The 23,105-nt window shown below is 62.6% G+C and carries 16 protein-coding genes and 1 pseudogene; 8 read left to right on the forward strand and 9 right to left on the reverse strand.

Annotated elements, in window-relative coordinates:
• Positions 1-239: 239 nt before the first annotated feature.
• Both ACWKSV_RS04045 and ACWKSV_RS04050 read right to left on the reverse strand, forming a co-directional pair.
• Positions 240-395: pseudogene (locus ACWKSV_RS04045) on the reverse strand (IS3 family transposase); the annotation flags it as partial.
• A 448-nt stretch (positions 396-843) separates the two neighbouring features.
• Positions 844-3,018: a catalase gene (locus ACWKSV_RS04050; RefSeq protein WP_191864869.1), complete on the reverse strand. Its 2,175-nt coding sequence runs from the start codon at positions 3,016-3,018 to the stop codon at positions 844-846.
• 166 nt (positions 3,019-3,184) lie between these two features.
• Here ACWKSV_RS04050 and ACWKSV_RS04055 point away from each other — a divergent pair, with 166 nt between their 5' ends.
• Genes ACWKSV_RS04055 through ACWKSV_RS04070 form a run of 4 tightly spaced genes read left to right on the forward strand, consistent with a single transcriptional unit; the run spans position 3,185 to position 6,442 of the window.
• A complete protein-coding gene (locus tag ACWKSV_RS04055) occupies positions 3,185-4,219 on the forward strand; it encodes a glycosyltransferase family 2 protein (protein WP_076716052.1) in 1,035 nt (344 codons plus the stop codon).
• Positions 4,216-5,214 carry an acyl-CoA dehydrogenase family protein gene (locus ACWKSV_RS04060; protein WP_076718123.1) on the forward strand — a complete coding sequence of 333 codons (999 nt, stop codon included), beginning with the start codon at positions 4,216-4,218 and terminating at the stop codon, positions 5,212-5,214. Before ACWKSV_RS04055 ends, ACWKSV_RS04060 begins: the two co-directional genes overlap by 4 nt.
• Complete coding sequence (locus ACWKSV_RS04065; protein WP_076716055.1) at positions 5,211-5,864, forward strand: PIG-L deacetylase family protein; 654 nt, start codon at positions 5,211-5,213, stop codon at positions 5,862-5,864. The genes ACWKSV_RS04060 and ACWKSV_RS04065 overlap by 4 nt, the downstream gene beginning before the upstream one ends.
• On the forward strand, positions 5,861-6,442 hold the full coding sequence (locus ACWKSV_RS04070) for an SAM-dependent methyltransferase (RefSeq protein ID WP_076716057.1): 582 nt from the start codon (positions 5,861-5,863) through the stop codon (positions 6,440-6,442). The genes ACWKSV_RS04065 and ACWKSV_RS04070 overlap by 4 nt, the downstream gene beginning before the upstream one ends.
• A gap of 151 nt (positions 6,443-6,593) precedes the next feature.
• On the opposite strand, the gene ACWKSV_RS04075 is transcribed toward ACWKSV_RS04070, so the two are convergent.
• The 3 genes from ACWKSV_RS04075 to ACWKSV_RS04085 form a co-directional block, all read right to left on the reverse strand.
• The gene (locus tag ACWKSV_RS04075) at positions 6,594-9,467 is read right to left on the reverse strand and encodes a M16 family metallopeptidase (RefSeq protein WP_083706645.1); all 2,874 of its coding nucleotides are present in this window, start codon (positions 9,465-9,467) and stop codon (positions 6,594-6,596) included.
• A gap of 23 nt (positions 9,468-9,490) precedes the next feature.
• A protein-coding gene (locus ACWKSV_RS04080; RefSeq protein ID WP_156884132.1) for an IS5 family transposase occupies positions 9,491-10,248 on the reverse strand; the annotation gives its coding sequence in 2 pieces (ribosomal slippage) (positions 9,491-9,915 and positions 9,915-10,248; 759 coding nt in all).
• Positions 10,249-10,406: 158 nt separating this feature from the next.
• Positions 10,407-10,697, reverse strand: a complete 291-nt coding sequence (locus tag ACWKSV_RS04085; protein WP_156884264.1) for a hypothetical protein — start codon at positions 10,695-10,697, stop codon at positions 10,407-10,409.
• Between the two features lie 495 nt (positions 10,698-11,192).
• Between ACWKSV_RS04085 and ACWKSV_RS04090 the strand changes: the two genes are divergently transcribed.
• From ACWKSV_RS04090 to ACWKSV_RS04100, 3 genes are all read left to right on the forward strand, one after another.
• Positions 11,193-12,704, forward strand: a complete 1,512-nt coding sequence (locus ACWKSV_RS04090; protein WP_172839655.1) for a flavin monoamine oxidase family protein — start codon at positions 11,193-11,195, stop codon at positions 12,702-12,704.
• 391 nt (positions 12,705-13,095) lie between these two features.
• Positions 13,096-15,687 carry a TonB-dependent receptor plug domain-containing protein gene (locus tag ACWKSV_RS04095; protein ID WP_191864523.1) on the forward strand — a complete coding sequence of 864 codons (2,592 nt, stop codon included), beginning with the start codon at positions 13,096-13,098 and terminating at the stop codon, positions 15,685-15,687.
• A gap of 61 nt (positions 15,688-15,748) precedes the next feature.
• Complete coding sequence (locus tag ACWKSV_RS04100) at positions 15,749-16,255, forward strand: Rid family hydrolase (RefSeq protein WP_191864522.1); 507 nt, start codon at positions 15,749-15,751, stop codon at positions 16,253-16,255.
• 224 nt (positions 16,256-16,479) lie between these two features.
• On the opposite strand, the gene ACWKSV_RS04105 is transcribed toward ACWKSV_RS04100, so the two are convergent.
• The 4 genes from ACWKSV_RS04105 to ACWKSV_RS04120 form a co-directional block, all read right to left on the reverse strand.
• A complete protein-coding gene (locus tag ACWKSV_RS04105; protein WP_076716067.1) occupies positions 16,480-17,988 on the reverse strand; it encodes a tryptophan halogenase family protein in 1,509 nt (502 codons plus the stop codon).
• Positions 17,985-18,701 carry a DUF6445 family protein gene (locus ACWKSV_RS04110; protein ID WP_083706646.1) on the reverse strand — a complete coding sequence of 239 codons (717 nt, stop codon included), beginning with the start codon at positions 18,699-18,701 and terminating at the stop codon, positions 17,985-17,987. The genes ACWKSV_RS04105 and ACWKSV_RS04110 overlap by 4 nt, the downstream gene beginning before the upstream one ends.
• 69 nt (positions 18,702-18,770) lie before the next feature.
• The gene (locus ACWKSV_RS04115) at positions 18,771-21,611 is read right to left on the reverse strand and encodes a TonB-dependent receptor (protein WP_076716069.1); all 2,841 of its coding nucleotides are present in this window, start codon (positions 21,609-21,611) and stop codon (positions 18,771-18,773) included.
• Between the two features lie 611 nt (positions 21,612-22,222).
• Positions 22,223-22,705, reverse strand: coding sequence for a hypothetical protein (locus ACWKSV_RS04120; RefSeq protein ID WP_335695377.1), 483 nt, complete (start codon positions 22,703-22,705; stop codon positions 22,223-22,225).
• On the opposite strand from ACWKSV_RS04120, the gene ACWKSV_RS04125 reads away from it, so the two are divergent.
• On the forward strand, positions 22,689-23,024 hold the full coding sequence (locus ACWKSV_RS04125; protein ID WP_076716071.1) for a hypothetical protein: 336 nt from the start codon (positions 22,689-22,691) through the stop codon (positions 23,022-23,024). The two genes, ACWKSV_RS04120 and ACWKSV_RS04125, sit on opposite strands and share 17 nt — an antisense overlap.
• The last annotated feature ends 81 nt before the right edge of the window (positions 23,025-23,105 follow it).

Here is a 23,105-nt window from a genome sequence, read left to right on the forward strand (position 1 = left end):
GCGGAGGTTTCGTGCGATCCGGAACGTCGCGGGCTTCGGAACCGGCGGCACGATCTCACGATTTAGCGCGCTCGCCCAGGCAGGATTCGTCGTCGCCGCTGCCGAATATCACGTCATGCCCGATGTCTTTCCGGCGCCGCTCGAGGATGGCACCCTCCGCAGCCTTTCCAACGGTCCTTCGGCCCGTCGGAACCTTGGGCTGCTCCGCCCACCGCGCGGCGGGAATACAGGTCGATCATGACCGCCAGAGACGGCTTGCCGCCATGGCTGCCGGGTCGGCGCTTATAGCCGATCTGCGCCTTGATGCCCGCCGATCTGGTCAATCTGGCAACCCGGTTCGGGCAGCAGGTTTCGCCGTGATCCAAGAGGTCGTCGTGCAGCTTGCGGTATGCGGCGATGCCGACCAACTGCGCGGCTCGCTGCACGATGCAGGTGCCGTTCCAATCATCCCGGGCCGTCGCAACCGTAAGCGCATCATCCGCTATGATAAAGATCGATACCGCGGTCGGCACCTCATCCAGAACGCCTTCTGCCGCTTCAAGGAATTCCGTTGCGTCGCCACTCGCTATGACAAGCTCGCCGCCAACTTTCTCTCGGGCGTAGCCTCGCCACCGCGTTGGCTTTCCGCCTCTGATTGGGTCTCGGTCCTGAAAAGATGGTGGATACATCATCTTCCGAATAAATTAGAGGTATATGAATATTTTTACCTGCGAACCAATTAGCGGCGCAGAATCAAGGAAAGTTCATTTGTCGAAGATATAAATATCGAGCGCAATCGCCTATTTGAATGCTGTGGCAAGCGGGAAGGTCCTGTGAACCTTCCCGCTCCCTTAAATGTTGTAGTTACGACTGCAGCGACGCCACATCGAGGTCCACATTCAACTCCCGCGACCAGAGGCGCAGTGCGCGGCACTGGCTGACGAAGGTCTTGGCGTCCTTGGCCTTGGCAAGGCCGACAAAGCCTTCGTCCCGTTCCTTCACCCCGGCGGCGTCGAACAGGGCATTGGCGGCGTCGTTGTGACCGATGAATTTGCAATGGGCGAAGGCATCGGCGACGAAGTCCTTGGCTGTCGCATCCTTCGCGAGCATGGCCACGCCCGTCTCGGATGGCAGGACCGCCACCGCGTCGTAGAGCACCGAGGGGCCGCCATCGATCTTCTGCTTGGCGGCGACTTTCGTGCCGTCGTCGAGCGTCACGCCGCCGATCTTGGAGGCGACGACTTCCCAAAGCGCCCCCTCCGCCTCAAGCGCTTTCGTCAGGGCAGCGAACAGATCGGCGCTGCTGCCGTCCGTCAGCAGAATGCCCATCTTGCGCCCCTTGAAGTCCTTGGGGCCGTTGGACAGGATGCTCAGCTTGGCCGAGGGCGGCAGGTCGAGCGTCGGTTTTGCGGCCTTTGCCGGTTCGGGCAGATCAAGACCCAATCCATCCGCGACCGTTGCAGCCAGTCCTTCGTCGATCAGGCGCAGATGCGAGAGGGCGCGCGCGCGGATATCGACCCGCTCGACCTTCGACAGTTCGAACACCAGTGCGTCGCCGATATGCTTCTGCTCGATGGGCTGCTGGCTGACGAAGAACTGCCGCGCTTGGCTGTAATGGTCGGCAAAGGTCTCGGCGCGGATACGCTGCTTGGTGCCCTGTACCTCGGCGGGGAAGCTACGATAGCCGATGGTCGGGTTCTCACGCGGCCCGCCATCGGGGCCCCAGCTATTGGGTTCGTAATTGGCCCGCCCCTTGGGGTTGCGCATCGCCATATGACCGTCCTGCTGGAAGTTCATCACCGGGCAGCGCGGCGCGTTTACCGGGATATGGGTGAAGTTCGGCCCGCCCAGCCGCTTCAGCTGCGTATCCAGATAGGAGAAGTTGCGCCCGTGGAGCAGCGGATCGTCGGAGAAGTCGATGCCCGGCACGACATTCTGGGTGCAGAAGGCGACTTGCTCGGTGTTGGCGAAGAAATTGTCGACATTGCGGTTCAGGGTCAGCGTGCCGATGATGCGGACAGGCACCTCTTCCTCAGGGATCAGCTTGGTCGAATCGAGATGGTCGAAGGGCAGGCGGTCGGCCGTTTCCTGATCGAACAACTGAACACCCAGATCCCATTGCGGAAAGTCGCCGCCTTCGATGGCGGTCCACAGGTCGCGGCGGTGGAAATCGGGATCGGCGCCGTTGATCTTGACCGCCTCGTTCCACAGCACCGATTGCAGGCCCTGGCGTGGTTTCCAGTGGAATTTGACGAAGGTCGACTTGCCCTCGGCATTGACCAGCCGGAAGCTGTGGACGCCGAAGCCCTCCATGGTGCGGAAGGAACGCGGAATGGTCCGGTCGGACATCTGCCACATGACCATATGCCATGCTTCGGGGCTTAAGGACGCGAAGTCCCAGTAATTGTCATGCGCCGACTGGGCCTGGGGAAAAGCACGGTCGGGCTCCTGCTTCACGGCATGGACCAGATCGGGGAATTTGATCGGGTCCTGGATGAAAAAGACGGGGATGTTGTTGCCGACAATGTCCCAATTGCCTTGTTTGGTATAGAATTTGACCGCGAAGCCGCGCACGTCGCGCGCGAGGTCCATCGACCCCTTGTTGCCCGCGACCGTCGAGAAGCGGACGAAGACCTCGGTCTGCTGGCCGACCGTGCTCAGCACATCGGCTTGGGTGAAATCGGCCAGACTGTCGGTCAGTTCGAACACGCCGTGCGCGCCATAGCCGCGTGCATGGACGACGCGCTCGGGGATGCGCTCATGGTCGAAGTGGAAGATCTTCTCGCGCAGGATGAAGTCTTCGAGCAGTGTCGGTCCGCGCTCGCCGGCACGCAGGCTGTTCTGATTGTCCGAGACGGGAACGCCCTGTTGGGTGGTCAGCGTCCGAGCCGTGTCCTCGGTGCTCTGGTGCGTCTCCCCCCCATGGCCCTGTGGCTCGGCATAATGCGTGGGCGTATCCGATCCGGCAGGGAGGGCAGGGGGCGTGGTGGACGTCTCGCCCTTTGTCGCGCCTGCGCGGGACTTCGTCTTGTTCGCCATGATGCTGCCTTTGCGTCGTTGAGGAATGCCTGCCTTCCCAACGCGCGGATCGAACAATCGCCCTCTCACTAAATGATTGATATTAATTAAGGCTTATTGGAGGCACCTGTCGTACACATGCGTCATTGATCTGGATGGGTCGCCGCAGTCTGCCGGGCATGGGAGAATGATTCTGAACGAAGACATCCCCGTGGTCATCTGTGTTCCGGCGCGCAACGAGGCGGTCCTGCTGCCCCAATTGCTGTCGGCGATCGCCGGACAGTCGGTCGGCGGGAATGGCGTGCACCTCTGCCTGTATCTTGACGATTGCCGGGACGGCAGCCGGGACATGCTGGATCGTATGCAGCCGGTCTTGCCGTTCGGGGCGACCATTAAGCTGGGGCCTCGGGATACGGAGCCCAATGCAGGCATGGCCCGCCACGCGGCGCTGGCGATGGGCCTCGAACGGCTGGCTGGCGCAGAGGGGCTGTTGTTCACGACCGATGCCGACAGCATGCCGCATCGCGATTGGATCGCGGCGGGGTGCCGGGCCCTCCAGGAGGCGGACGTGGTGGCGGGGCGTATCCTTCGCTTCGACGCGACGCGCGATCCCCGGCAATGTCGCATCGAGCGATATTATGACCGGCTCCACCAATATCGACGCCTGGTCGACCCGGTGCCATGGGAAGCGCGGGATAGCCATCATTTCGGTGGGGGCGCCAATATAGCGGTCCGTGCTTCCGCCTATCGCGCGATCGGCGGGTTTCGGCCCCTGCCATCCGGCGAAGATGCCCGGTTTCTTGATGATGCGGCGAGGGCCGGTTTTCGCGTCCGCCGCGACGGGGCCATGGCGGTCGACACGTCTTCCCGCCGCGATGGACGGGTCGCCGGGGGCCTTGCGGACGTGTTGCGAGCGCTGGACCACGGCGAAGTGCCATCCATGGCCGACCCACGCGGATCGGCATGGCAATGGCACGCGCAGGCGGCGGCGCGACGGAGTTTCGCGACGATCAACCAGATGGATGTCCGCGTGGCACTGGGGCAGATTCTGGGCCTGACGGCGGATCATGTTCTGGGCGTGGCGCGCGACTGTCCCAATGGCGAGGCATTCGCGATGCGTATCGTTCCCGCGCCCGCGGTCCATGACGCCATGGTGTCGCTGACCGCGGCCGAAGACATTCTGGGCGAACTGGAAAGCCGGTGGTGCGAGGTCGCGGCATGACGATGATGGCCGATCAACTGAAAGCCGCGGCCGCTGGCCTGGGCTGGGCCGATGATCCGCCCGGCGATCCGCAAACGGCGGACGAACTGATCGCGCTGCTGGCGAGGCTATACGAAATCGGCCGCCGCGACCTTCCGCTTGCCCGCTTGGTCGAGGGGCATGTCGATGCTGTGCAGATCGTCCGGCGCTACGGCACGGCCGCGCAGGTCGACATGCTGCGCCGTGCCTTGGCAGATGGTGCGACGCTGGGCGTGTGGAATGCCGGGCTGCCGGGCGAGGCACTGCGGCTGGACGACGGGCGGCTGAGCGGCGGCAAGAGCTATGCCTCGGGGGCGGGTGTGCTGAGCCATGCGCTGGTCACGGCGGACACGTCCGCGGGCGTGCAACTGCTCCTCCTCGACCTTTCGCGCGTACCGCCGGCGATCGACACTGATTGGTGGCGGGTGATCGGCATGCAGCGATCCGAGACCCATCAGGTGCGCTGGGATCATGCGCCGATCACCGACGCGGATCGGATCGGCCAGCCTGACAGCTATGCGCGCGAGCCCTTATTCAGCGGCGGCGCGCTGCGTTTCGTGACGGTTCATGCGGGCGGGGTGGCGGGCATCTGCGACCTTAGCCGCGATCATCTGGTGAAGACGGGGCGCTCCGACGACCCCTTCCAGGTCGCCCGGATGGCCGAGCTGTTCGCACTGGCCGATGGTGCCGCCGCCACCATGCGGCGGACGGCGCGGATGTGGTTCGAGGATGTGGACCGGGGGGATGAGCCGCGGCTGGCGCGCGTGGCGGCGGCCCGACTGGCGGTGGCCGAGGCGGCCGAGCGGGCGATGGTCGTCGCGCGCGAGGCAGTGGGGCTGGCTGGCCAGTTCCATAGCCATCCTCTGTCGGCCATGCTCAGCGATCTGGCGGTCTATCTCCGCCAGCCCGCCCCCGACGCCCAAAGGCTCCGCATCGGTCGCGCGGTTCGACAGGGACTGTTGGTGCCCGCCTTGTGAAGCTGGATCTCAAAGCCGTTCGCCGCGCGGTGGTCGTCGCGCCCCACCCCGATGACGAGATCATCGGGGCAGCTGGCTTGGTACAGGCCTTGCGGCGGCAGGGCAGCATGGTTCGGATCATCGTGGTCAGCAATGGCGCCGCCTCGCATCCCGACAGTGCCGCATGGCCTCCCGACCGGCTGATTGCCGCGCGGAGCCGGGAAAGCCTGTCGGCGCTCCGCCGTCTAGGGGTGGCGCCTGATCACGTGACCTTCCTCGGGCTGCCCGATGGCGGCCTTTCCGCGCGCGCAGGGCTGTGTCGCCAGCGGCTGAGCCGAGCGATCCGTCAGTGCCGGGATTTGGACATGCTCGTCGGCCCCGCCATGACCGACGCGCATCCCGATCACCGGGCCGTGGCGGCGGCGCTTCGGGATACTCGGTTCGCCGGACGACGCATGACCTATCAGGTCTGGCCGCCGCAACGCGCGAGGGTCGCCCGAGGCCGGACCGTTACGCTCGCCGGCGGGGCGGCGGCGAAGCGATCGCTGATCCGGATGCATCGCACCCAATTGGGGGCGATCACCGACGATCCTCATGGCTTTGCGATCGCATGCCATGAACTCGCGGTTTTCGCGCACCCGGTCGAACAGTTCGTCGAGGACAGGCGATGAGGCCTATCGATCTTACGGGTTTTGCCGAGAAATTTGCGGCCCATGACGACCCGTGGCGGACATATTCCGATCGCGACGAAGCCGTGAAGCGTGCGGCGATCCTGCATGCCCTGGGGCCAGGCCCCCTTGGCCGCTTGCTGGAGCTGGGAAGCGGCAACGGATCGAACAGTCGGGCCATGGCCGCTCGCGCCTTGCGTCTTCATGCGACGGAGGGGACCGTCGAAGGTACGGCTCTGACGGCCCGCGCCATCGCGGACCGCCCCCGCGCGCGGGCCATCCGCTTGGCCTTACCTGCACGCTTCCCGCAGAGGAACTATGATGCGATCGTGATCGCGGAACTCCTCTATTATCTTCCCCCGCGCGCGATGAGGCATGTCGCCAAGTGCGTCGCCCAGGTGCTACGCCCCGGCGGACGACTGGTGCTCGCGCATCACCGCATCGACTATTACGACTTCGCGCAGCACGCCGCCGGGATACAGCAACGCTTTCTCGACCTGACCGGCACGTCCTGGCGGACGGATACGGTGCGTCGTCAAAGACGATGGCATGTCATCGTCGCACGCCCGATTTGTGGATGACCGCCCCGGCGGCCAGGCCACTTTCGACCATCGTTCTTGCGCATTTTAGCGATAGTAGTTCAAGGGAATTGTTCGATAGCTCCCAAGAAAAGGCGCTATGATGCGGGAAGCTCTACTGTCAGCATCAAGTGTCCATATTTTGGTATTATCCCTATCGCTTTAGCTGAGTTTTCAACTCCGGCAGGACCTTGATTTCAAACGACGGGGCGGATGGGGCGGCAAAGCGACGGACTGCGGCTCGGACCTGCTCGGGCGTCACGGCCTGTCGGCTGGTCACGCCGTCCCGGATTGCGGCGACTTCCGCCGGATTGTCCAAGTTCGCCATGATGAGGCCAGCCCAAAAGTCGTTGCCCTTTGTCGCGCGCTCGATGGCGCCCACCGTTGTCGCCTTCGCGCGGGCAAAGGCATCGGCATCCGGGCTGTGCGTGGCGATATCTGCGATAATGGCCTTCAGCGCGGCTTCAAAATCGGCCATCCGGTCGGTTCGAAGCTGGGCACCGGCGACGAGGGCGCCGTAATGCGGAATGTCGCCGCCGCCGTAATTATAGCTGACGAACGGTGCATAGCTGCCGCCCTGGGTTTCGCGGAAATCTTCGGTCAGGCGGGTCTGGATCAGGCTTGCCGCAAGTTCGAGCGCCCGTCCGGTCGTGACGTCATCGAACAATCCCTGCGTCGGCCATATGCGTGCCACCATCGCCTGTGTGGGGTCGCCGCGATGCCGAAGGATGACAGGATCGGCGGCAGGCAAGGACGCGGACACCGCGCGCTGCGCCGCATCCAATGGCACATTCTCACGGGAGGGCAGGGTGCCGAAGCTCTTGGCGACCGCCGCGATGATCGCGTCCCGATCAAAGTCGCCGACAACGCCTACCTTTACCGGCCCCCGGCTCAGCCGCTGCTGCCAATAGGACTGGAATGCGGGCAGCGTCACCGCGTCGACCTCGGCGATGGGCGGTGTCGCCCGGAAACGCGTATCGCCGCCAAACAGATAGGGAGTGGCGAATGCGGAGAACACCGCCCCAGGTTGATTGTAGATAGCCTGATAGGCGGCGTTCGTCGCGTCCTTCAGCCGCGCCAGCGGGGCGGGTCGATAGTTCATCTGTGTCATGGCGACCGTCATCAGCCGGAACATGTCGGCGACATCGTTTCGGTCGCTATCGCCACGCAGCAACACCCCGTTCAGGGCGGTCCCGATCCCGAACCCGACCGCTCGCCCCGACAGAAGGCGGGTCAGTTCGTCGGGGGAAAGGCCACCATAGCCGCTCGCCAGCAAGGCGCCGTTCGTCCATATGAGGCCCGGATCGTTGAGACGTTCGCCCAGCACGCCATGCCCGATCAGCACACTGACGCGGATCTTGTCCTTTTCGAAAGCCGTCCGCTTGAGGTCCAGTTCGACGCCGTTGGAGAACAGGACGCGCTCCACATCCAAACCCGGCACGATCGATGTCGAGGCGACGGTGGCCGGATGACCGGATAGCTTCAGGTCATCGAACGACACGGTGCGAACGGCCGCCTCGCGACTGGCGGCCACCTGTCTGGCACCGGCAAGATCCGTCTGTACCGCCGCGTCCCCGCCCGCAACCGGCGTCGAGCTGTACACGATGAGCCGGGGATCGGGGGACAGAAGGCGTCGGATGGCGGCTTGCACGGTCGTCGGCGTGAATGCCTTTTGCTGCGCGACGAAGAGGTCGCGGTAGAATGTGCTTGGCCCGGACACGTCTCCCTGGTCGACGTCGCCGATGAAGCTGTTCGCCAAATCGGCTGACGTGCGGGTATCCTGCTCCGCGATCCGGCGGTCGAGCATCTTGGTGACGAAGGTCACCTGCTGGTCGATCTCCGCCTGGGTCGGGGGAGACGCGATCGCACCGTTCAGCACGCCATAGGCCGTGTCCAGCGCCGCCTTCCATGCGCCGGGTTTGGGGACGACACCTACGGTCAGTTGATCTTGAACATGACGACTCGCATTGAGGGCCACCCCGGCATTGACGACCGCCTCGCCCTTTTGTGCTTCCGTCCCCAGCCGGGCGTTCAGAATGCCGACCGCGATCCAGTCGAGATATTGCCGCTGCTGACGCGACACCGTCCAAGGACGATCGTCATGCGGCATGACATAGGCCAGTTGGAAGCTGTTGGGGATCAAGGGATCGGTGACGACCGCGGCAGGCTTTGCCGGGCGGACGGGAGCGCCGTAATCGGGTTCGCTCGGTTCGCTTCCCAAGGCAGACCAGTCGCCGAAGGCGCGGCGCACACCGGCCTCCAGCATGGCGGGATCGGCATCGCCGGTCACGACGACCACGGTGCGCGACGGCCGGTACCAGCGTTTGTAATAGGCCTTTAGTCGCTCGGCACTGGCCGCATCCAGCGTCGCCTCCGACCCGATGACGTCGCGATCTGCCGCTTTGGTCCCGGCGAGAAGCAGCGGATTGGCGATCTGCTTCACCTTCTCGGCCATTGGCGGCATCCGCAACGCGCGTTCCGCCAGCACGACCTTGCGCTCGGTCGCCAGGGCGACCGGATCGATCGTCGCACGGCTCATCATCTCGGCCAGCACGGCCATCGCCTGATCGTAGGAGGTGCCATCATTCTTCGGCAGGTCGAGGACGAAGGTCGTGGCGGTCAGCGTGGTGAAGGCATTGGTGTCGCTACCGAAGCTGGCGCCGAGACGCTGCCATATCTTGATGCCTTCGCCATCCGCGAAATGGTCGGTGCCACGGAATACCATATGCTCGAGCATATGGGTCCAGCCCTGCTGCTCGTCGGTTTCCATCAGCGCGCCGTCAGCGACCCTGATCCGTACCGAGATAGTGCCGGGGGGCTGCGTTCCGCGGCGTACGGCGAAGCGGAGGCCATTGGGAAGGACGCCGGTACGCCACGCCGGATCCAGCGGAATTTCGCTCCCGGCGTTCTGCCACGACGTCGGCAGGCTCTGGCTGATGATCGGCTTCGTGGCAGGCGCCTGTGCCAGAGCCGATGTCGAGGCCATAAGCGATAGGGTGAGGTACATGCCGCGCGTAATAATCATCATGACTTAGGGTCAGGACTCGTTGATCACAGCCAGAAGATGACGGTGGCCGCGAGAGCAACGGCGGAAAAGAAGGCCGTGGGGCAGCGATCGTAGCGTGTGGCAACGCGGCGCCAGTCTTTGAGGCGGCCGAACATGATCTCGATGCGGCTGCGACGCCGATAGCGGCGCTTGTCGTATCTGACCGGCTCGTTGCGCGATCGTCGGCCCGGGATGCATGGCTGGATGCCCTTGGCCTGGAGAGCGTCCCTGAACCAATCGGCGTCGTAGCCGCGGTCGCCGAGCAGCCACTGCGCTTTTGGCAGGTCGTCCAGCAGGGCTGCCGCGCCGGTGTAGTCGCTGACTTGGCCTGCGGTCATGAAGAAGCTCAATGGGCGGCCGTTCGCGTCGGCCACGGCATGGAGCTTGGTGTTCATGCCGCCCTTGGTGCGTCCGATCAGGCGGCCGAGATCCCCTTTTTAACCCGCAGGCTCGATGCCGTGCGGTGCGCCTTCAGGTAGGTCGCATCGATCATGACGGTTTTCGGTTCGGCATCGCCTGCAGCCAGCCCCTCCATCATGCGCGTGAACACGCCACGCTCGCCCCAGCGCTTCCACCGGTTGTACAGCGTCTTGTGAGGACCATAGGCGCTGGGCGCATCCCGCCAGCGCAGCCCATTGCGGTTGACGAAGACGATGCCGCTCAGCACCCGCCGGTCATCCACCCGAGGCTTGCCGTGGCTCTTGGGGAAGAACGGCCGCAGCCGCTCCATCTGATCGTCCGTCAGCCAAAAAAGGTCGCTCATCACCAGTCTCCTCGTGGAGCCTGAATCAGATCGCGACGCTCACATCAATGGGTCCTGACCCTAGTGGTCCGACTTGGAATTTGTTGCGCCTGAAATCCTTTTTGAAATGGTTGATGCCGTTTTGGATGAAACTCAAGGGGTATTTGTAAGTGTGATTATTAAATATGGTGACATGAGTATTGAAATGACATGATGGAAGGTTGATAGGTATGTCGAAATATGAAATTTTGTATTGCCGCCAAGTAATTGGAAGGAGTGATGCGCAGCGTCATTCCAGGTTGTAATGAGGCGTGGGCGGCCATCAAAGAATTCACTTGTAGCGCTGTAGCTTCTGGCTCAAACTGCTCGACGTGCCGCTGAAGGCCAGCGTGGTCACTGAAAATACCGCGATTAAGCTTATAAAAGCGCAACGCCCGGCGCTTGGCCGGAAAATGGGCCGCCTGATCCACGGGGCGCTCGCATGATGGGCGGGCGAGCAAGCCTGTCCTGAGACTGTCGAGGGGGCTGGTCGAATGCGTTGCCTCCCGACATAGGCGGCGGTTCCAACCGGCCGTGCGGTTTGCCACCCGCTACGTCCGCCTCGCCGCCAACTTCCTCCCAAGCGCGCCCATCGTAATCGCGATCGCTATCCGGCTCAAATTTCTGCCAATGCGTATTCATAAACAAGTTGCAGTTTCATGAAGATTAGTTTTCATTTCGAATCGCTCACCGATGGAGTGAGTGACCGAAAGTTGCGTGTCTACCCTTTGGGTGGCTGCCCGCGACCTGTGATCCTGACGCTGAAGAGGATGCTGATGGCGTGGTGACGGTTTCGTACCGTCGCCCTGTTCAGCGTTCGAGCCAAGGGGAATGGGGTAGCTATGGCGACACGGCGCACGGTACTCGGTAAGCTGGGAATGTTGGCGGGGCTTGGCCCCATGATGGGGGCCATGCAGGCTTTGGGCATGGCAGGTTTCGCCCATGCCGAGGATTGGGTGCCCTTGCCGACGGAAGTTGGTCACGGCCGGCATGTGGTCGTGCTGGGCGCCGGTATCGCGGGTCTGGTGGCCGCCTATGAACTGGAACAGGCCGGTTTCCTCGTCACCTTGCTGGAAGCGCGCGATCGCGTCGGGGGGCGCGCCTGGACGGTTCGTGACGGCGACCGGATCGAGATGATCGGCGAGGCTACGCAAACCGCTCGGTTCTCCGACGGTATCTACTTCAATGCCGGTCCGGCGCGGATTCCGAGCTTTCATCAGGGCTTGCTCGGCTATGCCAAGCAGTTCGGCGTGCCGATGGAGGTGGAGGTCAATTCCAGCCGTTCCGCTTACATCATGGGCGACGACGGGTCGAAAATCCGGATGCGCACCGCGATCAACGACATGCGCGGCCGGATAGCAGAACTGTTGGCCAAGGCGATCAACCAGGGGTCGCTCGATCGTGAGCTGACGGCGGCCGATCGCGAGCGGCTGACGCCTTTCCTCAAGGCCTATGGCGATCTGGACGCGACCGGCGGCTTTAAGGGGACGGAGCGCTCCGGTTTCGGAAATGCACCGGGGGCGGGGGTTACGTTCGCATCACCCTCGACGGCGCTGCCGCTGGAGCAGTTGCTGGCCAATCAGCGCCTGCCAATGACGCTGTTCGAAGACAATCTCTACATGCAGGCAACGATGTTCGAGCCGGTGGGCGGCATGGATCGTATCCATGCTGGCTTCGCCCGCCATCTTCGGCGCCCCCCGTTGCTGGGCGCCGAAGTCACGCAAATCCGTCAGCAGCCTTCGGGCGTCGAGGTCGTCTATCGCGATCGCAGCAGCGCTGTGGTGAGCCGGGTCAGTGCTGATTACCTGATCTGCACGATTCCGTTCCCGGTACTGGCCAAGATCGACACCAACTTTTCACCGCGACTGAAGCAGACGGTAGAAAGCGTAAAATATGATTATTCCAACAAGGTAGCGTTCGAAAGTCCGCGCTTTTGGGAGCAGGAGCAAATCTATGGCGGGCTGTCCTTTGTCGGTGGGCCGACCACCCTGGTCTGGTATCCGTCCGCAGGCCTGCATAGCGAGCGCGGGATGATTCTCGGCTGCTACAGCTCCGGGCCGGTCGCCGCAGAATTCGAAAAGCGGCCGATCGCGGAGCAAATCGCCTTTTCGCGTGGCGTGATCGACCGCTTACATCCCGGACATGGCGCGGACTGCGTCAATGGCCTTGCGGTCAATTGGCACAAAATCCCCTTCAGCCTGGGGCCATGGCCCGACTGGAATGCGGGCAGCGCAAATGGTCGCCAAGAGGGGCATATCGATACGCCTGCCTTCCGCTTTCTGCAGGAGCCGGAAGGGCGGATATATTTCGCGGGAGCCGCCCTCAGCCAGACGCCGGGATGGCAGGAAGGCGGCATTCAGTCGGCGCGTCGCCAAGTCACTATGCTCGGGCGCCGTGTCGCGAGCGAGGGGGCTGCGCGGGCATTGCGCAGGACATGATCGCCGTCGGTAACTTCGGCTCCGACAGTACGGCCCAGCGGCGTGATGCGCAAATCATTCCACGGACGTGGTCAAGACGCGACCCGTAGGGACTGCCATCAATGTCTATGGGGCGGAAAGGCTACCACTGTGTCAATCAGGGCAAAGTATAAGTAATCGTTCGACCGTGTCATGGATGATGGCAGCCAGCTTCGGTGCCGATATTGCGTCATTTTTGCAATAAATGTCTCAATTTCAGATAATTGAACAAATTCATGATAATTTAGAAATAACGATTGCAAATAATAAGCTGATAGCAAATGATGATGTCGATCCGGAGAAGTGCGTAGAAAATAACGATAAATAATCGGGTGAGGATCCTGTCTGTTCGTTGGAAACAAGGGGGATTGCTATGACTCGACGTGATCGTGTGTCCTATATAGCGTTGACTGCTTGTTATGTGGTGGGTCTGGCCCATCCCGCCTTTGCTCAGCAGGCGGCGCCTTCCTTAACGCCGGTCTCTACAACGGTAGAGCCGGAGCCTGCCCTGACCGGATCCATGTCGCCCCCGCAAGACGGTGGCGAGATTATCGTAACCGGGACGCGCGCCACGGGAATGACCGCCGTGGAAAGCGCTGCCCCGATCAAGGTGCTGGGCGAGGAAACGCTCAGCCATGTCGGGCAGCCGAACCTGAACCAGGTGCTGACGCAGCTCGTTCCATCCTTCACGGCACAAGCCTTTGGCGGCGATACCGCCAATCTCACCCTCTCTGCGCGCCTGCGCGGTCTCAGCCCGAACCATGCGCTGGTGTTGATCAATGGAAAGCGGCGTCACGGCACCTCCAACCTGGCCGTTCTGGGCGGACCATTTCAAGGCGCGGCGACCGCTGACCTCGATCTGATCAGCCCGTCATCGATCAAGCGTATCGAGGTTCTCGAGGACGGCGCAGCCGCGCAATATGGCTCGGACGCGATCGCGGGCGTCATCAATATCATCCTCAAGGACGATGCGGAGGGCGGTGACGGATATATCACGGCCGGGCGCAACTACAGCGTCGGCGGCGACACGCTCGCGGGCACGCTTCACCTCGCGACGAAGCTGGGGGACAACGGCTTTCTGAACGTGACAGGCTTTCACCGTTTCCATGACTTCACACGGGTAGGCGGGCTGGATCGCCGCGTTACCGACATCAACGGCACCCTGCTGACCGCGACGTCCAGTCCGTCACTGAACGCGACGCAGCGACAGCTCTATCCGCTGATGGCCGGTTTTCCCTATGTGAACTGGATCAACGGCGATGCCCAGTCCTCGCTGACCAACCTGCAGTACAACACCGCCTATAATTTGGGTGAAGTCGAAGTTTATAGTTTCGGCACCTATTCCAAACGTATCGCCAGTGCGTATCAAAATGTTCGCGTCCCGACGCGGGTCGCGCGCACGGTTGCCGGGGTTACGACCTATTTCGATCCGGATGGCGACAATCCGCCCAACGGATTCAATCCACGCCAGAAAATTCGCGAAGATGACATGGCCTTTACCGGCGGCGTGCGCGGCGACGCCGGTGGATTCCATTACGATCTGTCGACGACATTCGGGCAGGACAAGGCCCTGATCTACACCATAGACTCGGCCAATGCCTCACTATACGCCGATACCGGCTTCACGCCGACGAGCTTTTATAACGGCCTTTTCAAATCGACGGAATTCACGGTCAATGCGGACCTTCGGCGAGAGATCGAGGCGGGTCTGGCGGCTCCGATCACCTTGGCCTTCGGTGCGGAATATCGCCGCAACGTCTATGAGATCGGATCGGGCGACGCCGGCTCGATCTACAAGGAGGGCGGCCAGTCCTATCCGGGTTTCCGCCCATCCGATGCGGGCGTCAATGCAAGGACCGGTAAGTCGCTCTATGTCGATGTCGCCACCAACCCGATCGACGAATTGAAATTGGACGTTGCCGGACGTTACGAGCATTATTCGGATTTCGGCAGCCGTTTCATCTACAAGGGCACGGGGCGTTACGACTTTTCGGATGCCTTCGCGCTTCGCGGCACCTTCTCGACCGGGTTCCGCGCCCCGACGCTTGCGGAATCCTATTATTCGGCCACCAACGTCTCGCCGACCGCCGCGTTCGTCCAGTTGCCCGCCAATTCGGCGGCTGCAAAGCTGATCGGCTTTCAAAATCTGAAGCCGGAAAAGTCGACGAACTATTCTCTTGGCACGGTGATCCGGCCCGCGTCCGGTTTCACCATCACGCTCGACGCCTATCAAGTGCGAATCCGCGACCGCATTCTGGGCACGGGGTCGATCTTCGGCAGTGGCGGTGCCGTCAATTTCCCGGTCGTGACGCGCGCCATCATCGCCAACGGCAATGTGCTCGATCCGACGGTCAACCAGACCGGCATCAACATCTTCACAAACGGCGCGGACACACGGACACGCGGCGTCGATCTGGTAATGACGTACATGTCAGACTTTGGAGATTATGGCCGCGCGAACTGGACCATCTCAGGCAACTACAATGAAACCAAGCTCACGCGCCTGATTGCTGCACCCTCAACCCTGACCAACCCCGCCACGGGGCAGATCATTCCGCTCTTCAATCTCGGCGCCCAGTCGAATATCGAGACGGCATCGCCGCGCGTGAAGGTCATCAGCTCGGTCCTCTACACCATCGACAAATTCTCGATGATGCTGCGCGGGACCGTCTATGGCAAAAGCTCGGCGCAGCTTAGCCCGGACGGCGGCACATTTTACAATCAGGAGATCGGTACGACCTTCATCGGCGATATCGAGTTGAACTACGATATCACGCCCAACCTCGGCATCGCATTGGGCGCCAACAACGTCTTCAACAAGCGGCCGCCGACCGTCCCGCTGGTGCCCGGTACGTCGAACCAGACCCTGGTGAACGGCGGCAACGTGCTCGACGCGCCGCTGACCTTCAGTCCCTATGGTATCAATGGCGGCTATTACTATGCGCGCCTGAACGTCAATTTCTGATACTTCCCGGCGGGCGTCTCCATGATGCCCGCCGTCCAGTCATGAACCGGAAGGATATGCCATGCCGTATCGCTTGATCGCTGCTACCCTATTCGCCTTTGCCGCTGCGACAGGCGCGCAGGGGCAGAATGGACCCGTCATCCGCCATCCCAACACGCCGCCAGGCCTGATATTGCAGGGCGTGACGGTAAAGCCTGGCGCGACGACGCTCTATCTGTCGGGGCAGTTGGCCACGCCACTCGACGCCGCCAGCAAGAAGCCGCCCGCGCAATTGACCGTGGAGGACTTCGGCGACACGAAGACGCAGACAGTGAGCGTTTTAAACAAGATCAAAACGATCCTGGCCGCGCGAGGCTTTGCGATGGCGGACGTGATCAAGATGACCGTCTTCGTTGCCGGCGATGCCAAATTGGGGGGCAAGATGGACTTTGCCGGGATGAATGATGGGTTCAAGCAATTCTTCGGCACGGTCGACAACCCGAACACCGTCGCCCGATCGACGGTCCAGGTGGCCGCTCTGGCCGCACCGATGTACCTTGTGGAGATAGAGGTGGTCGCAGCAAAATAGGACTATATCGGATCCCATATTCAGCTGAAGTTTGTACCAAGGCCCTGGAATCTTATCACCCGATGGTGAGACATATTGGGATCAGACCTCGTTGATCACGACCTTCGGATAACGGTGGCTGCGTGGGTTAAGGCAAGGCAGAAGCGGGCGGGGGATGACGGGCAGACGAATTTCGTCTGCCTCTTAGTTCGCAAGGCGTGAGGTTGCCTTGGCTCGCGTCTGGATCAGCGCCGGGCGGAACAATGGCGTGCGAGGAAGTCCGCATGGGCGGGCATGTGCCCGGCCGCCGCTTGTGTCACCGCGGCGATCCGGTTCAGGCGCGCGCGGAGTTCGTCCATCGGCATACCTTGCGCCAGCGGATCGTGGCCGTTGGCGACCAGTCCCTGTCCGTCCATCACCGCCAGCCAGCTGGTTTTGGTGAACAACTCGTCCGCCTCGCGATAGACCCGGCCGGTGCGGGCGTGGATGGCCAGTCGCTCGGCCAGCGTTTCCGGAATGTCCATGCTGGCCAATTCCCGCCAATAGGCGGTGTCGCGGCGCTCGGTCGCATGGAAATGCAGGATCAGGAAGTCGCGGACGCTATCGAACTCCGCCGCCATCAGCCGGTTGTAGCGGCGCGTGTCCGCCGGTTCGAACGCCCGGGTGGGCAGCATCTCCAGGAGGCGCGCGATCCCCGCCTGGATCAGATGGATGCTCGTCGACTCCAAGGGCTCCAGGAACCCCCCGGCCAGCCCCAATGCCACACAGTTGCCGATCCAGAACCGGTCGCGCCGTCCGGTCCGAAATTGCAAGGGACGCGGATCGGACAGGGGCTCGCCGTCGAGATGGGCGAGCAACGTCGTGGCCGCCTCATCGTCTGACAGGTGGCGGCTGGCATAGACCAGGCCGTTCCCCGTGCGATGCTGAAGCGGGATGCGCCATTGCCAGCCCGCGCCGTGTGCGGTCGAGCGGGTGAACGGGGTCGGCGGCCCGACATTGGCGGTGGGCACCGCGACCGCGCGGTCATTGGGCAGCCAATGTCCCCAATCCTCGAAACCTGCGCCCATCGCATCCTCGATCAGCAGGCCGCGAAAGCCCGAGCAATCGATGAAGAGATCGGCGGCGATCCGGCGCCCATCGGCCAGCAGGACGGCCTCGATGAAATCTCGCGGGCCGCCGCGTTCGACGGATATGACGCGACCTTCCTCGCGGCGAACACCGGCGGCTTCGGCATGGCCGCGCAGGAAGCGGGCATAGAGCGCGGCGTCGAAATGAAAGGCATAACCGATATGCGCGAGCGGGGTGTTCCCGGGCTGGGGCCGCATGAACCGCCCGCTACGGGCCGCAGCCGCACAGATCGAATAGGCCTCGAGCGGCAGGGCTTCGCCCGCCAGCCGCAGCCGCTGCCACATTGCCTCGAACGGAATGGCACCCTTGTCGATGCCGTAGACGCCAAAGGGATGGAAATAGCGATGGCCGGGGCGCCGCCAGTCGACGAACTCGATCCCCAGCTTGAAGGTGCCTTGGGTCGCACGGACGAAATCGTCTTCGTCGATGCCGAGCAGCGCGTTGAAGGCTTGGATCGGCGGAATGGTGGCCTCGCCGACGCCGACCGTGCCGATCTCCTCGGACTCGACCAGGGTAATTGCAGGGCCTTCCGGCCCCAGCACGCGGGCAAGCGCGGCGGCGGCCATCCAGCCCGCCGTACCCCCGCCGATGATCGCGATCCGGCCGATGGGCGCATCGTCGCTCATGCCGCCACCTTGCATTGGAGGAACAGGTTGCCGGTCAGCCGCCCCATTCTGGGGTCCGCAGCCCGGGCGGATAGATGGGTGATCCGTCCCGAGTGCAGCAGGTTCGCGCGGTAGAGGACCAGCCGGTCGGGCTTGGCGGCAATGACGTCGATCATCTCGAAGGCGGTGTCGCCATCGGTGCAATAGCCAGCGGGCGGTGGTGGATCGTCCGCGCGTGCGGCGTGATATCGGGGCAGGCGCTCCGCATCCAATGTCTCGAAGTCGGTGGCGCGGTGCCGGAAAAAGGCGGTGCCATCGTCATTGTCGGACGACAGGAAATGGACGGTGGCGAATTGCAGCCGATCGGCGGTGTCGACATGCGGCACGCGTTGATCCTCGCTCAAGGCGGCGGGATCGGTGGTGACCAGCGAGAAATTGCCGCGCGCGCGGGCGGGGCGGACCGGCACGCCGGTGAAATGCGTCGCGATCAGCGGCAGGACGCGGCGCACCATCGCATCGACATAGGCGACGGGCGTGGGACCGAGCAGCCCGGGATACGCGCTGCCGACGGCGGCGGCGGGAGCGAAGGCGGATCTGGTCGCGGCGAAGTCCCGCAAATGATCGACCCATCCGGTCGCACCGTCCAGGATCACCACCGGCTCGCGCTCATGGCCGATATGGCGAACGGTCGCGACGGCATCGGTCGCAAATTCCAGCGCGGGCGCCGTGGCCATGACTATTCCTAACCCCTGACGAAAAAAGCCGGCATGGTCCGATCGTCAGACCATGCCGGCAGGCGGGGATCAATAGGTTGCGCGGAGCGACAGGCCGAAGCGGCGATCGTTCAGCTGATACTGAAGCGGCTGACCCATGGTGCCGATATAGGTGACGTTCATGCGATTGGTCAGATTCACCGCATCGGCGGAGACCGCGATATGGCTGTTCACGTTGACGCTGACCGACGCATCCAGCGACGCATAGGGCTTGGCATATTGCGGCTGGTTGGTGCCCGCGCCGAACGTCTGGTCGAGATAGCTCGACCGCCAGTTATAGGCGAGGCGTGCGGTCAGCGGCCCCTTTTCATACAGCCCGATCAGGTTGTAATTGTGCTTGGACAGCTTCTCCAGCGGCAGCTGGGTATTGCCGGACCCGGCAATGGCGAACGGGTTGGTGACGTTCGAGTCGACATAGGTGTAGTTCGCCTGCATGCCGAAGCCGCTGAGCAGGCCCGGCAGGAAGTCGAAGAACTGCTGATAGCCGATCTCCGCACCCTTGACGGTGCCCTTGCCCGAATTGAGCACGGTGTTGACGTCATAGGCGCGCCCCTGGAAATTCTGGACGATCACGCCGCTGGCCAGAAAACCATCGACCTTCTTGTAGAACAGGCCACCCGTCAGCGATCCGGTGGAGGCGAAATACCACTCCGCCGTCAGGTCGAAATTGTTGGATGAAATCGGCCGCAGGCGCGGATTGCCTGAATTGGCGCTGGGACGGCCGGTGATCGGATTGATCTGATTGGGATTGTTCAGCGTCAGGTTCGTCGACAACTGGTCGAAATTCGGCCGCGCCAGCCCCTTCGAATAGGCGAAGCGCATCTGGAACTCTTCGGTGATCCGCGCCCGCAGGTTCACGCTGGGCAGCGCGCGGGTATAGCTGTTCTGGATCGAGAGCGGCGAGCTGGTCCCGTTGGAGTTGAACTGCGTACCGAAGGAGGTCAGGTCGGTCTTCACCAGCCGGACGCCCACGCCGCCATCGAAGCGCAGACCCGCGCCTTCGAATGCGTAATCGACCGCGCCCCAGGCGGTATAGGTCTTCTCGGTCTGCGAATTCAGATCGCCCGGCGTGAAGGCATCCTTCGTCTGGGCCCCGAACAGCGCGTACAGCGCCTTGGTCTGCGCCCAGACTCCGTCGCCAGCGGGGAAGGCGGGATAGAGGAAGCCGCCGGTCACGCTGCGTCCGTCGAAGAAATTCTTGGACGGCCCCGGCATGGCCAGCTGGGGATTGCGGCTGAGCGGGATCAGGGGAGTGCCGTCCTTGGCCGAGCAGGATGGATCGGGTCCGGTCGCATACAGGCAGACGCCATTCCAGGTGCCGCGCAGATCGATCGAATTGTCCGAATAGCGTGCGCCCCCGCGCAGTTTCTGGAGGAAGCCGCCCTCCAGATCATATTCGATGTCATAGGCCAGCGCGAGCGTGTCCGCGTCGTTGCGCTGCAAGGCGTCGGCGATGAACGGCGTGCTGTAATTGGCCGGATTGCTGAGCAGTGCCTTGTCGCGCACGTCCCATTGCGGGCGGCTGCCGCGCAGGTCGAAGTCGATGGTCGACGGGTGCGGCGATCCGGTGGGCGTGTTCTGCCCGGCGGCGGTAAACAGCGACAGGACATGGCCGTTGCGGTCGGCGTTGTAATAGCTCTTCAGATACTGGGCATCGAAATGGACCTTGGCCCGGTCCGTCGCCTGCCAATCGGCGGCCAGAGTGAAGTTCTGGCTCTGGCTCCACAACTCCTGGTCGAAGCGCCCGGTTTCGAAATTCTGACCACGCAGCGAGCCGGAGGTCGCATAGCCTTCGTTGTTGAAGGTGAAGGTCGATCCGGGCAGGGGGTTGGACTGGCTGCCGCCATTGACGGTGTAGTAATAAGCGCCGCGTCGATTGAACCAGTATTTCGCAAGCTGATATTGGCCGGTGATCAGCAGATTGTCGGCGGCCTGCCATTGCACAGCGCTGGCAATGCCCAGGCGGCGGCGGTCGCCGAGATCGTCATAGACCTGCATCCCCATGGGCGCCCGGGCATTGGCGGGCGCGCCGGAGATGCTGCCGGCCGGTATCGGCTGCTGCGGGTTTGCGAGGATGCCGTCCTGGCGGTAATGCGCGGTCGAATAGACGGCATTGAACAGGACGCCGATCTCGCCGATGCCGGTGTCGAAGCGGTTGCTGTACAGACCCGATGCCGAATAGCCGAACTTGTCGACGCGGTCATAATAGTTGCCGCGTAGCGTGCCGCTGATCGTCTGGCCGGGCTGGTCGAAGGGCAGGCGGGTGCGCAGGTTGACTGCCGCGCCGACGCCGCCCTCGATGACATTGGCGGGGGCGTTCTTGTAGACGTCGATGCCGCCGAGCAATTCGGGGGGAATCCCCTCCAGATCGAAGGCGCGGCCGCCCGATGCCGAATAGACGGCACGGCCGTCGAGGAAGTTCTGCACCTGGGTCAGGCCGCGCACCGTGATGGCGGGCGAGGTGCGGTGATCGAAGTCGGTCGCGCCTTCGCCATAGCGGCGCTGGATCTGGACACCGGTGATGCGCTGCAACGCCTCGGTCGTGTTGGCGTCGGGCAGCTTGCCGATGTCCTGCGCCTGCACCGAGTCGATGATCTGATTGGCGTTGCGCTTCAACGCCTGCGCCGAGCGCAGCGACTCGCGCACGCCGGTGACGACGATGTCCTGATCCGAAACGCCCTGTTCCGCGACCTGCGAGGCATTGAGCGCGCCGGTCAGCTGGCTGGGATCGCGGCCCTGCTCTACGCGAAGCTCGGCACCGCGCTTCGGCGGTGCCACGGCAGTCTGCGCATGGGCGATGTTGTGAATGCCACCCGTTGCGATCGCAACGACGGACGCGCCGAACAGCCAGCGCGATGCAATATCTCGCATATATCCTCCCCCCATATGTATGTCCGCTAAGTTGCGGTTCGTGCCTTACATGGCACAAAGCAAATTGCCTGACAAATACATTTGAAAGGAAAAAGCGCGATTTGCCGCTTTTGCGCAACATAATGATTTTGTGGGGTATTTCTGATGATGGTTGACTCCGCGCATTCTGGCGAGGATTGGCTGTCTCGCCAATATCTGGTAATTATCCAGATATTGTAATAGCTTAAGAAGGCTAGGTGTCTGAACCTGAAGGCGCAACAATCCAACAATAAGTCCCGGCAGACTTAAAGTTTTCTACGAACCGCGCTAGTTGGGTTTGGATGTCTGTCGAGGCCGCATTGCTTGGCCGGAAGGCCTCCTGACACGTTGGGGCTTCCAGTCGGACAAGATGGTTTCGCCGAAGCTTGGGCTATCGCGTACGTCGGCGATGGCAGATCACTACTGCCGGGCCGACCGCAGTTTGTCGTTTTGCGGGCAAGCATGCGGCCAGCCCGCTCGAGATCGCGGCGTTGGCCACTCGGAGGGGCTATTGCAAACGAGCGAAGCGGGAATGCGGGCCGGGGGCCTCGGCCACTGCCTGTGGGCCCGCTTTGGTCGGCGTATCGCCGTCCTCACTGATGGCGAAGGGTCTTTTCAAAGCCTTCATTCGTCTTCGCCATTTTGGCGAGCTTTCGCAGATAGGTACGAACATGCCGTTCGAACCGCATATCGTCATTCACGCCGGTCGCGGGATACTCGTCCTGTCCGATCAAGTCTTTGATGCGGATTATGAGCGCAGCTTGATCGTCAACGCATTCGGCGCTTTTCAGCGTACGACACACCCATTCCTCAGCAGCGGCCTTGTCGAAGTCATCGCGGGCTTCGTAGCCGCGCCGATCGGCGGCGGCCTGATCCAGCCGCGCCGCCTCATAGCGGCGTTCCAGCCATTTGCGGGCCAGTGCCGCATCCCAGGGTTTCGCCGAACTCGTCATCTTCGCCCCCATCGGCCCGGCGGGGTGGGGGCCTTTTGCAGCTTTCCATATGACGGGGTGGATCGCTTTGCTACAGGCCGTCGGAAATAAGGCAGTTGTTCCATCCATGGCCAGACGTTCCAAACACGATCCCTATGATCATCTTCCGCCGGAAGAGGAGGTCCCGGCCGCACCGGTGCCGTGCTGGCTTTGCGGTCGGCCGACGGGGAAGACTATCGTCTGGCACCATCCAGTGCCCAAAAGCCGGGGTGGCCGAGATGTCGTACCGATGCATCCGATATGCCAGCAGACCCTGACCGTGAATTTCACCAATTCCGAACTTCAGCGACATGGGATGAACGTGGCTGGCCTGCTCGATCACCCGAACGTCCGGAAATTCGTGGATTGGGTCGCCAAGAAGGATCCGGACTTCACCGCGACCATCAGCAAGAAGCAGCGCTGACGCCCGACACTCGGATATGATCAGTTAATGGTGGACGGGGCAGAGCCGGTAGGCCCGTGCGGCATATCTGCATCCGTCGTT

The sequence above is a fragment of the Sphingomonas sp. SphC10 genome, from assembly GCF_057004845.1.